Annotated in this window: 10 protein-coding genes and 2 pseudogenes; 5 read left to right on the top strand and 7 right to left on the bottom strand. The window is 63.8% G+C overall.

Annotated features, from left to right (window positions below):
• Positions 1-490, bottom strand: a pseudogene (locus CJZ86_RS16240) (lytic transglycosylase domain-containing protein); the annotation flags it as partial.
• Positions 491-543: 53 nt separating this feature from the next.
• Here CJZ86_RS16240 and CJZ86_RS16235 point away from each other — a divergent pair.
• Together CJZ86_RS16235 and glmM are read left to right on the top strand one after the other, a co-directional pair.
• Entirely contained in the window at positions 544-768 is a 225-nt protein-coding gene (locus CJZ86_RS16235; protein WP_094587451.1) for a hypothetical protein, read from the top strand.
• A gap of 48 nt (positions 769-816) precedes the next feature.
• Positions 817-2,217: a phosphoglucosamine mutase gene (gene glmM, locus CJZ86_RS16230; protein WP_502690442.1), complete on the top strand. Its 1,401-nt coding sequence runs from the start codon at positions 817-819 to the stop codon at positions 2,215-2,217.
• A gap of 18 nt (positions 2,218-2,235) precedes the next feature.
• Here glmM and CJZ86_RS16225 read toward each other — a convergent pair whose 3' ends face one another.
• Positions 2,236-3,096: a dienelactone hydrolase family protein gene (locus CJZ86_RS16225; protein ID WP_198960171.1), complete on the bottom strand. Its 861-nt coding sequence runs from the start codon at positions 3,094-3,096 to the stop codon at positions 2,236-2,238.
• A gap of 54 nt (positions 3,097-3,150) precedes the next feature.
• The gene (locus CJZ86_RS16220) at positions 3,151-4,905 is read right to left on the bottom strand and encodes a mechanosensitive ion channel family protein (RefSeq protein ID WP_143594194.1); all 1,755 of its coding nucleotides are present in this window, start codon (positions 4,903-4,905) and stop codon (positions 3,151-3,153) included.
• 183 nt (positions 4,906-5,088) lie between these two features.
• On the opposite strand from CJZ86_RS16220, the gene CJZ86_RS16215 reads away from it, so the two are divergent.
• From CJZ86_RS16215 to CJZ86_RS16205, 3 genes and pseudogenes are all read left to right on the top strand, one after another.
• Positions 5,089-5,676, top strand: a complete 588-nt coding sequence (locus CJZ86_RS16215; RefSeq protein WP_143594193.1) for a hypothetical protein — start codon at positions 5,089-5,091, stop codon at positions 5,674-5,676.
• Positions 5,677-5,759: 83 nt separating this feature from the next.
• On the top strand, positions 5,760-6,020 hold the full coding sequence (locus CJZ86_RS16210; RefSeq protein WP_233134063.1) for a Na(+)/H(+) antiporter subunit B: 261 nt from the start codon (positions 5,760-5,762) through the stop codon (positions 6,018-6,020).
• 16 nt (positions 6,021-6,036) lie between these two features.
• Positions 6,037-6,456, top strand: a pseudogene (locus tag CJZ86_RS16205) (MnhB domain-containing protein); the annotation flags it as partial.
• Between the two features lie 82 nt (positions 6,457-6,538).
• Here the strand turns inward: CJZ86_RS16205 and CJZ86_RS16870 are convergent.
• From CJZ86_RS16870 to CJZ86_RS16200, 4 genes are all read right to left on the bottom strand, one after another.
• Complete coding sequence (locus CJZ86_RS16870; RefSeq protein WP_158219585.1) at positions 6,539-7,108, bottom strand: OmpA family protein; 570 nt, start codon at positions 7,106-7,108, stop codon at positions 6,539-6,541.
• A 73-nt stretch (positions 7,109-7,181) separates the two neighbouring features.
• On the bottom strand, positions 7,182-8,537 hold the full coding sequence (locus tag CJZ86_RS16865; RefSeq protein WP_143594191.1) for a hypothetical protein: 1,356 nt from the start codon (positions 8,535-8,537) through the stop codon (positions 7,182-7,184).
• A 655-nt stretch (positions 8,538-9,192) separates the two neighbouring features.
• Positions 9,193-10,299: a hypothetical protein gene (locus CJZ86_RS16860; RefSeq protein ID WP_233134062.1), complete on the bottom strand. Its 1,107-nt coding sequence runs from the start codon at positions 10,297-10,299 to the stop codon at positions 9,193-9,195.
• Between the two features lie 541 nt (positions 10,300-10,840).
• Positions 10,841-11,596: SbcC/MukB-like Walker B domain-containing protein (locus CJZ86_RS16200; RefSeq protein ID WP_286145746.1), on the bottom strand; the 756-nt coding region annotated here is incomplete at its 5' end.

Here is an 11,596-nt window from a genome sequence, read left to right as displayed (position 1 = left end):
CGGCCGCCTCAGGGCCGGCGGCGAGGGCGGCGGCCAGCGCCGCGGGGTGGGCCGGGAAGCGCTGCAGCAGTTGCCGGCGTTTGGCCGGATCGTCGCCGCCGAGGGCGTAGAGGGCATCGGCGCTGGCCGGATCGCCGGGGAAGCGCCGCTGCAGCTGGCGCCACAGGGCCAGGGAGGTTTCCGGGCGTCCGAGGGCCGCGGCGGCCAGGGCGTCCTGCTTCAGCACCAGGGCGGCCAGGGGATCGGGACCCCAGCCCTGGCCCCGCAGCCACTGGCGCTGCGCCTGGGGATCCTTGCTGCGGGCCGCCAGCAGCAGGCTGGCCTCCCGGCGCCGCCAGGGATCGGCGTCCCAGTGCTGCAGCCACTCCAGCCGGTCGGTGGCGGTGGCGGGGGTGGGCGCCGGCTGGCGTGCCAGCAGGGCCCGGCCCCCCACCAGTGCCAGGCCGGTGCCCAGGCAGGAGAGGGACAGCAGCAGCGGGAGTCGGGCCAATGGCCGGGGGACGGCGTCCGGGGCATTCTGGGCATCCGCCTGCGCCGCCCCCGGTGCGACTGCCCTCCCTCCCCGCCCTGCCGCCGCTGTTCGACCGCCTGCCCGGGGCGGGCCAGCGCCGCCGCGCCGTGGTGGTGAGCGCCGTGGCCCTGCTCGCCCTGCTGCTGCGGCCGCTCTGGCCCGTCCGGCTGCTGCCGGGCTGGTGCCTGGGCCTGCTGCTGCTCTGGGCCACCGCCGAACTGCTGCGCTGGCGCTGGTGGCCGCCCCGCTGGCGCTGAGCCCCTCCTGGCACGGCGCGTAGCCTGCTCCCCAGTGGTGGCAGCGGCATGGGAGAAGCGGCTTCGCATCCGGCGGGGTTCCCCCTCGGGGCCCCCCTGGCCGATGGCATGGCCCGCTTCGGCACCGACGGCATCCGCGGCCGCGTCGGCACCAGCGTCACCCCCGCCCTGGCCCTGCAGGTGGGCTACTGGACCGGCGTGGTGCTCCAGGCCGACGGGCCGGTGGTGATCGGCACCGACTCGCGCCGCAGCGGGCCGATGCTGGTGGCGGCCCTCAGCGCCGGCCTGATGGCCGCCGGCCGCGAGGTGTGGCAGCTGGGGCTGTGCCCCACGCCGGCGGTGCCGGGCACGATCCGGCGCCAGGGGGCCGCCGGCGGGCTGATGGTGTCGGCCAGCCACAACCCCCCCCACGACAACGGCATCAAGGTGTTCGGCGCCACCGGAGCCAAGCTCGTGGCCGCCCGCCAGCAGGCGATCGAAGCCGGACTCCAGGGCCGCACCGCCCTGCCGCCGCTGGCGGGCAGCGGCCGGGAAGTGCCTCGGCCCGACCTGCTGGCGGCCTACGTCGATTCGCTGCGGGCCAGCAACGGCGGCCAGAGCCTCGATGGCGCTCGTGTGGTGCTCGACCTCTGCTGGGGGTCGGCCACCGCCTGCGGCGAGGAGCTGTTCCGCTCTCTGGGGGCCGAGGTGCTGGTGCTGCACGGCGAGCCGGATGGCGAGCGCATCAACCAGGGCTGCGGCAGCACCCACCTGGAGCCCCTGAAGCGGGCGGTGCTGGAGAGCGGCGCCGACATGGGCTTCGCCTTCGACGGCGACGCCGACAGGATGCTGGCGGTGGACGGCCGCGGCCGGGTGGTGGACGGCGACCACACCCTCTATCTGTGGGGTTCGGCCCTGCGCCGCGAGGGCCAGCTGCCCGACGACCGCCTGGTGGCGACGGTGATGTCGAACCTGGGCTTCGAGCGGGCCTGGCAGGCCAGCGGCGGGGTGCTGGAGCGCACCGACGTGGGCGATCAGCATGTGCACGCCGCCATGGAGGCCCTGGGGGCCGGCCTGGGGGGCGAGCAGTCGGGGCACATCCTCTCGGCGCGCCACGGCATGAGCGGTGACGGCCTGCTCACCGCCCTGCAGGTGGCCACCCTGATCCACGGTGGCGGCCTGAAGCTGGCCGAGTGGATGGACGGCAGCTTCCAGCCCTACCCCCAGCGGCTGGTCAACGTCACCGTGCCCGACCGGCAGCGGCGCCAGCAGTGGCAGGAGTGCGAACCGCTGCGGCTGGCGGTGGCCGAGGCGGAGGCGGCCATGGAGGGCCACGGCCGGGTGCTGGTGCGGGCCAGCGGCACCGAACCGCTGCTGCGGGTGATGGTGGAGGCGGCCGAGCAGAGCCAGGTCGACCACTGGAGTGAGAGCCTGGCGGCCGCCGCCGAGGAGCACCTCAACCGGGCCTGAGCCCCCGGCCGCCTGCCTTCACACCACGCCGTTGGCGCGGAACCAGGCCCGCATCTGCTTCCAGCCGGCGGCGGCAGCGGCGGCGCGGTAGGTGGGGCGGTAGTCGGCGTGAAAGCCGTGGGGGACGCCCGGGAACACCTCGATGCGGCTGGGGCTGCCGGCCGCCTTCAGGGCCGCCTGCATCCGCTCCACCGACGCCATCGGAATGCCGTCGTCCTCGCCGGCATAGAGCCCCAGTACCGGGGCCTTGAGCCGGGGAATCACATCGATCGGATAGAGGGGCTGGAGATCGTTGGCCGTGCCCGCCAGCCGGCCGTACCAGGCCACCCCGGCCTTCAGCTTCGGGTTGTGGGCGGCATAGAGCCAGGTGATCCGCCCGCCCCAGCAGAAGCCAGTGATCCCCAGCCGCGAGCCGTCGCCGCCGCCGCTGGCGGCCGCCCAGGCGGCGGTGGCATCCAGGTCGGCCATCACCTGGGCATCGGGCACCGTGGCTACCAGCGGCAGGATCGAGGGGATGTCGGGCAGCACGGTCACATCGCCCTGGCGATCGAACAGGCTCGGGGCGATGGCCAGGTAGCCCAGCCCCGCCAGGCGGCGGCAGACATCCTGGATGTAGGCATGGACGCCGAAGATCTCCTGGACCACCAGCACCACCGGGAAGCCCGAACCCTTGGCGGGGCGGGCCCGGTAGGCCTTGATGGCGCCATCCGCCGCCGGCACCGACACCCAGCCGGCCGTCAGCCCCTGGGTGGGGGTGGTGACGGTGGACGCCGCCACCGGCCGCACCGCCAGGGCGAAGCCGGCGGCCGCGCCTCCCAGCAACAGCTGCCGGCGTCCGAGGCGGAGATCCGTGCCGGCAAGAGAAGAGAACGGGGCCATGGCAGAGGGCCCGATCGGGCTGGTACTTGAAGGCGATCCTAGAAACGGGATCCTTCAGGGCTTGCCCTGTTGCAGCGGCCAGCCCTGCAGCCGCTGCACCAGGCGCCCCAGCAGTTCCCGCCGGGCTGGACCCTGCTGGCCCGCCTCGGTGATCAGCAGGGCCTTCACCTGCAGGTCGTCCTCCGTCATCGCGTCGATGCCCAGCAGGCGGGGTGGCTCCAGCAGCTTCGGGGCCCAGCGCGGATCGGCGCCGAAGGCGGCCAGTTCCTCGGCGATCAGGGCCATGGCGCCCGCCAGATCGGAGAGGCTGCGCGACAGCAGCACGGTCACCTCCGCCCCCGAGCGCAGCTTGGTGTGGTTCACCACCTGCTCGCAGTGGCTGTTGGGCACCACCACCACCCGCTGATCGGCGCAGCGCAGTTCCGTGCTCAGCACCCCCACATCCACCACCTCGCCGGAGCGACCACCGATCTCCACCACATCGCCGATGGCGTAGCGGTCGTCGAGCAGCAGCACCAGCCCGGCGACGAAATCCCGCAGCAACCCCTGGAACACCAGCGCCAGGGCGCCGAGCACGGCCCCACTGGCCAGGACGGCATTGCTGGAGAGGTCCCGCAACACGGGGATCCCGAGCACCGTCCAGATCGCGAACAGCAGCAGGCAGACCAGGTTCACCAGCCGGCCCAGCACCCGCAGCAGGCTCAGGTAGCGCTGCCGGCGTCGGGCCCGGTGATCGGGGTTCACGGCCAGATGGCTGGCCCACTGGGTCAGCAGCAGCCCCACCAGGCCCCGCACCACCACGGCCACGGCCGCCAGCGCCAGCGCTTTCATCAGCACCACCAGGGGCTGGAGCAGCACATCGATGGCCGCCGGGATCTGGCCGGGCCAGGCCAGCATCAGCACGGCGCCCATCGCCACCCCCAGCAGCAGCACCAACGCCGTCAGCAGCCGGCTGACGGTGTGGGTGAGCTGGAGCAGCAGGCGATCGAAGCGTCCCGACCCCTCGGCGACGCGCCGTTGCAGGCGGGGCAGCGAGCGCTGGCTGAAGCGCCACGACGCCACCGCCAGAACCATCAGCAGGGCCAGTGCGGCCAGGGACACCAGGGCGGTCCGCAGGCGCCCGTCGAGCTGCTCCTCGCCGAACACGCCCCGGGCGCTGCGCAGGCGGCGTTCCAGCAGACCGCGCCACCGTTCGGCCAGGGCATCGGCCGGCAGCCCGTTGAACGCGGCGTCCTGCTCAGTGACCGTGAGCAGGGGGAAGGGGCTGGCGCGGCCGGGCACCTGGGCCGCCAGCCGCTGCCCTCCACCGGGCTCCCGCAGCACCACCACCCGCAGGGCCTCCGGTGGCCCCTGCAGCCCCAGATGGTTGGGGTCACAGGCGGCCTTGGTCCCCTCGACGCTGAGGTGATCCAGCAGCGCCTCACCGAGCCGTTCCCCCGGCGTGCAGGGATTGCTGGGTTCGTAGAGCTGGCTGAGGTTGCCCTCGATCACCCGGGCCCGCTCGGCGGCCTCCGGCCCGCTGTCGCTGCCGGAACCCACCGCCGATGAGGCCACGGTGATGACGGGCACCCCCAGGATCCGCACCGTGCCGAGGCGGAAGCTGCCGGCGCTGGCCGGGTCCGCCGGGGCGGGGCCGTGGCCGCCCAGGGCGGGGGCCTCCGCGGCGGCTGTCGCTCCGGCCGTGGGGTGGGGCTGGAGCACCGCCAGGCCGATGGACAGCGCCAGGCCCAGGGCCATCAGCAGGGTCAGGGCCCGCCGGCCCGGCGTGCTCTGGCGGGGGGAGTGCAACGGTTGCAGGGCTCGGGTCATCGGGGTGGCGTCGGCTGCAATCCCCCCAGACTTTGGCAAGCGCCCGCATCACCGATGCCGATGGCCAGGTGCTGCCGCGCTGATCCCCGGCAGGGCCGGCAATCCGTCGCCCGGCGGGTGAGTTTGCCGTCATCCCCGCCGGTGAATGAGGGGCAGATTGAAGCCACTCAGTGGTCCAGGTCCATGGCACGCCTTGCAACCAACGTCAGGCAATGGCTGGCACGGCGCCTGCGGGCGGCGGCCGCCGCCCTGTGGCAGGAGCCATCGCCTCCCCCGCTGGCCGTCAGCAGCCCGCCCCTGGCCCCGGCGCCGGTCCGCCCGCCCGCTCCACCGGCTCCACCGGTCGATCGGGTCGCCGCCCTCTGCCCCGGGGTGCGGGAGCCCCTGTCGGTGGAGACCGCCGTGCTCAGCCGGGACATGACCGTGCTCAAGCGGGAAGCCGCCGATTCCCTGGCGGCCCTGGGCGCCGCCCATGCCCTGATCAGCTCCGCCCGGCTGGCCCAGGTGCAGGAGCTGCGGCCCCGTGTCATCGAAGGCCAGGCCTCGGGGGAGTCCCTGATGGCCCTCGCCGCCGAGTACCAGGGCTGGCAGGGCGACCAGGTGCGCATCTTTGACGCCCTGGCGCTGGTGATGCGGATGGGGGTGCCCAAGGGTCTGGTGCTCGACCAGCTGGATCCAGGCCTGCAGGAGCAGGCCCGCTCCCATCTCGAGGCCCTGTCGGTGGAGTATCAGCGCCGCCTGCTGGCGGAACAGTTCCACACGTCCGCCTGAGGGCTGCGTAGGCAGCCGGCCTCCTCCGGGACGCCAGGTCCGATGGCTGCCGTTCGGCTGTTTGAGCTCTTGATCTTGGCGTCGTGCTGGATCTGCTCCTGCCGATCACCGCCCTTGTGCCGCCTACCGCAGTGCTGCTGGTGAGCCAGTCGAATCCTTATCCGACCCTGGTGCTGCGGGGCATCCTGGGGTCGGTCTCCACCCTGCTCCTTACCACGCTCGGTGCGGTGGCGCTGCTGTCTTCCGTGGCGCTGCGGTTGCTGCCGCCGGAGCCGGAGGAAGCCGACGCGAGCCAAGGTCGCCTGGGTCCGGGCCTGCGGCTGGAGCAGACCAACCCCTGCTAGGGGGGAGCCCACCAAGACGAGCATCCGGGCCATCGAGGACGCGCCCTCGGTGGTGCTCTGCCAGCTGGGCGCCACCATGGCGGCCCTGATCGGGGTGGAGCTGGCCCTGCGCGGCCACCTGTCCCCGGGGGGCGGCTTCGCGGCGGGCGTGGCCGGTGGCTCGGCCATCGGCCTGGTGCTGATCAGCGGCTCGGCCCGACTCTCCGACCGCCTCTACCGCCGCTGGCGCGCCGACCTCTGGGAGAAGGCCGCCGTGATCGCCTTCGTGGTCCTCTCCACCTTCGCGCTCGCGGGGGTCCCCCTGCCGGCCGGAACCTTCGGCACCCTGGCCTCGGGGAGTTGGATCCCCCTGCTCAATGTGCTGGTGGCCGTCAAGGTGACCCTGGGCTCCTGGGCGATGGTTCAGCTGTTCGTGCGCCATCGGGGGTTGCTCTGACCAGAACCAAGCAACTGAGAGTTGCTGAATAGATGGACTCCTTAGTGGATAAACTGATTTGGGACTGCAAGTGAGCTTCGGCTTAAGTGCACTTAGGCAGGAATGGAGCTTCATTCATGCGGAAAAATCTGATCTCGATTCTCCTTCTTGACAGATCATTTGCATTTCTTGCAGGTGAAAGAGTTCCATCCTTGCCTATGAGGTTGGCGCCCGATAGGACTCGAAAGGATATTCGATTCTGCTGATCAGATAACAAGGAATTAAGCTCATTCTTTACAGCCAGGGCTCGAAGCAACCCCAGATCTGCATTGCTGCCAGCAGTATAGCCAGAGAGAGTTTTACTGCCTTTGGTTGACGATAAGCTGCGATCAAGGTTGCTTGTGCCCCCCGCCGGAGTTCCATCCGTGTGTCCGATCAATTCAATCGTATCGATTCCATAACATCGAACAGTCTGCTCAATTAGCGGCAACGCATACTTCCGAAGAGATTGCTTGAAGCCTTCTGTAAGTGTGTAGCTACCTGTTGGGAAGCGATAGTTTTGGCTATCTCCTAAGTTGATCACTGGGGGTTTGGAGTTCATGGCTCTTACCAACGTGGTAACAGCAATAAACAACGAAAAGACAAGGAGAGTATTAGTCAGAAGATCAGTCATGGGAATCCACACCGATGTATCGCGGTTCTGGCTGCTAGGTCGCCTTAGGCTTGGCATAGATTCAGTTCAGTATTTATCTATTGGCTAAAGGAGGTGGCGGTGGCGGTGGTATTCGCTCGAAGCCACTTGCTAGCTTAGCCAGCTCTGCCTGAACCTCAGACAGTGAAGCTAGCTGAAGTCTAGAAATGGTGGAAAGTGATTCAAAGGCTTGAAAGAGTTCACCTAATCTTCCATTAAGTGATTGGATATCTGCTGCTTGTTCATTGGAGAGCGTGCGAGCGATCCCACCGATAAGCTGGATCGTTTCGCTCATCTCCCCGGTAAGCTTTACTAGCTCTCGGTCGGTTTTTGCACGTGCACTGAGCCAAGTAAGTCCCTTTTTTTGCACGTTTTCGATGGCAGCAGTCGCCGAACTCAGATTTTCATTAGATTGAGTGCCAAGCACAGACAAGAGTTCAGCTCGCTTCTCTGCAGATTGGACAGCGTCTAAAAATTTGTCTTGACTTTCACTAGTTTTCAGAATAATGCTGCCAAGTAACTCAGACGAATCGACCGACCTTTTTGCAGTTAAAGTTAGGTTGTTGGCTGCAGACCCTAATGCCTCAGTATGCCGGAGAAAGATCTCACATGCTTCGGAGAACTCCTGTGCAAATCTGGTCTGCTCAAACTGTTGAGCTGCCCTAAGATAAAGCTCGCCAGCACTTCCTAGTCGTTCGGATCCTTCTTTGACTTGAATGATAAACTGCCTTGTTTCATTGATTTGTGAAGAGAGAGCGTGCACTAGCTTTCCAATTCTATCGGCGATAGCGTTTTCTATCGCGCAAGAGACCTTTTCACTGAATTGAGAAAGATAATCAGTCAAGTAGATTTCCATTCTTTCCATGGATTCCCCCACAAGGGAGTATCTTCTGCAATCTGCTTGAATGACCTGTTCAAGGTAGCCAGCTAACAACTCAATAGTGTCATTCTTTATGCCAAGCATCCCGTTGACTGTGCCGATGAGCCACAGAAAGCTGCTTAATGTAACTCCTAGAAGACTTGTAGAGAAGGCCGCTGCTAGGGATGGAAAGAGCTTGGCAAGTCCATCCATAAGAGATGTTTGTTCAACAGCGCCTTCTGACCCACGAATGAGATTAGAAAGTTCGTTCATGTTGCCAATGAGGCCAACAAACGTGCCGATTAATCCAAGGGTTACAAGAAAGCCTGCTCCGCCATGAAGTAGGTCATCGACTTGCGAAAAAGACCATTTCCTTCCTAGGAATACTGCTGCTGTTGCACGAGACACTTCACTTGAGCTGATCGCATAGGAATCGACACTCTCGATCTTGGCCGCGGCAATTCGGTAGCGAGTGCTGCAGGATCGAGCGATGCTTAGGCTTGGATCATTATCAGTCAGGCAATCTCGAGATTCGCGAAGTGAAGTGCTCAAGCATGCACGCAGTGCTCGTGTAGAATTCTTTAACTTCTGGCCTAGAATGACTAATAATAGAAACAGTAATAATTGTATAGAAAGGATGGACCACCCAACGGGTCCCAGCGTATAAAGAAAGAAGTTTGTGTTCACTGATTGAATGACTAGTCTGCGATCAATTCGTAGTAAGCACGGAGCTGCGCTTCAAGTTGCGGAAAATAGGTTTCTCCGGTCTCGTTCACGTGAGTAACGTATAAATCCAGTATTCTCTTCTCTAGGGTGTCTGACGCTTGTCGGCCAATCTCTGGGTTTGGAGGACTAGCAACAAACCAGGCTAGAGATCTTCCTTCAACGTCGCTTGGTTGAATCGGAACGGTTGTTGTATCATCATAATCGTCTTCGTGAACACCTTGGTCTATGCCCACGGCTGGTGGTGATGCTAGGGACTCCATCTCAGAAGCAGTAAGACATCTCCTTAGACGTTGAGATTCAATTAGACCTTTGAACAGGATGGATTGATGTAACTGCCCCCACTCCATGTCTTCATAAAAGTCTTGGAGGGATGGCGAAAGGTCTCTATTTCCATAACTCCTGTAAATCTCATTGGCTTTAGATTGAACCTCAGGGGAGCGAGAGGTCAGTGCAATCCAATGCGAGTTGTTTGTGCTATTCGTCATCTTGGCCCCTCTTGCTGTCCGGCTTCATTTCGTTGGCGTGCTTGCTGAAGAGCTAAAGGTAATCTTTCTTGGTATGCTTGTAATAGTTGTTGAGTATAGGGCAGAAGGCGAGTCTCATAGGACATCTTCATTTCTTTGCTTCTGGAAAGAGCCCACAGAAGAATAGTCGCGAGAAGACTCAGGATAACACTCATTACCATCCAAAAAAGAGAAACACCGAGCTCCAATACCTTGCTTGGGTCTAGGAGTTTTGTGAAAAACTGCTGGAATGCTTGTGTGACGATTGTTTGGCCTGACCTAATTTCGATCTGTCCCGGCTTCGTTTCGATGAATTCCTCAGAGTAGACATTTGGAAATTCTTGTCGGAGAAAAGTAAGTGGTGGGACTGATCCAATTTTTACACGCCAATCAGATATCTTGGTCTGAAGGGCTGATGCTTCTTTGAGGTCTTCAGCTTGCTGAAGTTCATAGCGCTTGCATACTCCTGGAACCTGATTGACTCCACCGAACTTGTCAAGGACTTGCTGATTGGTAAGCCCTCGCATTGATTCTTGCTGTTTGTACTCGCCAAAGGCTTGTACCCATAGATTCTCCCATGCCTTGGGCTGAAGGTCCTTGTCAGTTCTTTGCAGCTGTTCCGTCAGTGCATTACAACTGCTTTGGAAGTTCAAAAGTTTGGGATTCTTCAGTGTTTGAAGCTGGCCAAGCGTTTTTTCCCTTTCATTTAGTTGTGCCGTTGCAAGTTCGCGAGAGTATTGACGCGTAATTCCATCTTTGTTGACTAAAATGTCAAAGCCAACGCCAGAAAGCAATGTCTTCGCGCTGGAAAGTAAGATAAAAAGAAGCAGGCCAGTGGTTGCAATTGTTTCTCTCCCCTTGGCTCTGTTTGAGCCAAGCTTGCCTGCAATGTTGGAAAGGACCATTAAGCCAATGGAAAGGCTTAGCGCTGCTGGTAGCGCGAAGAAGTTCAGGTAATTCTGGAGGGAAAACTGAATAAATGGAACTGTGCTGACGGCGTCCCATGCGGTGCTACCCGCCATTGTGTTTGCGGCTTTGCCGCAAGTGTCGTCAAAGCTTTTTGTCCCGAAGCATTTGCCTCGCATGGACTTGGCGCTAGGCCAGAAAAACTCCCTGAGTCTGTTTGATGTGCTTCGATGTCTACGGCCGACAACGTCAACTTGCATTGGGGCAACGATTAGTTCGTTGTCTCCTCGCTTGTAAAGGGCGGGGGAGTCGCTTGCCTGCTTGACGATGTAATCAAGCTCTACCTGGTTTCGAATCCAGCGCACCAGCTGAATGGGGTTTACGGTGATCGACCCTGAGGAAGGGCTTCGTTCTCCAGGCGGGCTCTGCATAAATCTTTCTATGTCAAGCTAAGTGTAGCCGTTTTGGGGATTGGCGCCAAGTCAGGGCTTGCCTCGCTGCATTGCTTGCGCTTGGTTGTCTTGATCGGGTATGCGTTCTTGGTAAAGAAGCTTGCTGTTCGAGCCGACTCATGAGCCGGATCCGCCGACTCGCGAGTATGCGGCTTGAGGCTTATCGGCAAAGCGGAATTGCACTTGCCTGTCCAGCGTTTTCAGCCCATGGTCTCAGCTTCCATGCTTCCCAGCCCTGCTGGTTCAAGCTCATTCTTCATCCACTCCATTAAGCCCCCACCCGCAGGCTGGAGCCGCGGTCGCCGGCGATCACCTCGATGCCGCCGCGGATGCGTTCCCGCAGGGCGCCGACGTGGCTGATCAGGCCGATCATGCGGCCCCCCTCCCGCAGACGGTCGAGTTCGTCCATGGCCAGCTGCAGGTTGTCGGGGTCGAGGCTGCCGAAGCCCTCGTCGATGAACAGGGCCTCCAGGGGCACGCCGCCGGCGTGGGCCTGCACCGTGTCGGCCACGCCCAGGGCCAGGGCCAGGGAGGCCTGGAAGGTTTCGCCGCCCGAGAGGCTGCTCACCTCCCGTTTCTCGCCGGTGTAGGCATCCAGCACTTCCAAGCCCAGACCGGCGTTTCGGCCGCCGCGCCCCCCCTCATCGGTGAGCTGTAGCTGGTAGCGGCCGGAGGTCATCAGGGTGAGCCGCTGGTTGGCGTAGCCGCAGATGTCGGCGAGGTAGGCCGAGAGCACCCAGCGCTGCAGGGAGATGTAGGGAGCCGCCTTGCCCTGGCAGCGGTTGGCCACGGCGCTGAGCCGCTCGGCCCGCTCCTGCTTCTGGGCCAGAGCGCTGGCGCCGGCCCGGTGTTCCGCGGTGAGACGGGTGATCTCCCGCTGGGCGGCCCGGGCTTCGCTGTGGCGCTCCACGGCCCGGGTGCGGGCCGCATCGGCGCGGGTCACGGCCTCGCCGGCGGCGGCGGTGTCGGGGCGCTGCTCCGGCAGATCGGCCAGATCGGGGGCGGCCAGGAGGTTGCGCTGCTC

This window comes from Synechococcus sp. BO 8801 (genome assembly GCF_002252675.1).
In the GTDB taxonomy this organism is placed as follows: Bacteria; Cyanobacteriota; Cyanobacteriia; order PCC-6307; family Cyanobiaceae; genus Cyanobium.
Note: the sequence above shows the minus strand (reverse complement) of the source record. Positions and strands in the feature narration are given on the sequence as shown.

Excerpts from the sequence above, each read along its gene's own strand:
- glmM (WP_502690442.1), top strand. The coding sequence starts at position 817 with ATGGGAGAAGCGGCTTCGCATCCGGCGGGGTTCCCCCTCGGGGCCCCC.
- CJZ86_RS16225 (WP_198960171.1), bottom strand. The coding sequence starts at position 3,096 with ATGGCCCCGTTCTCTTCTCTTGCCGGCACGGATCTCCGCCTCGGACGC.
- CJZ86_RS16220 (WP_143594194.1), bottom strand. The coding sequence starts at position 4,905 with ATGACCCGAGCCCTGCAACCGTTGCACTCCCCCCGCCAGAGCACGCCG.
- CJZ86_RS16215 (WP_143594193.1), top strand. The coding sequence starts at position 5,089 with ATGGCACGCCTTGCAACCAACGTCAGGCAATGGCTGGCACGGCGCCTG.
- CJZ86_RS16870 (WP_158219585.1), bottom strand. The coding sequence starts at position 7,108 with ATGACTGATCTTCTGACTAATACTCTCCTTGTCTTTTCGTTGTTTATT.
- CJZ86_RS16860 (WP_233134062.1), bottom strand. The coding sequence starts at position 10,299 with ATGCGAGGCAAATGCTTCGGGACAAAAAGCTTTGACGACACTTGCGGC.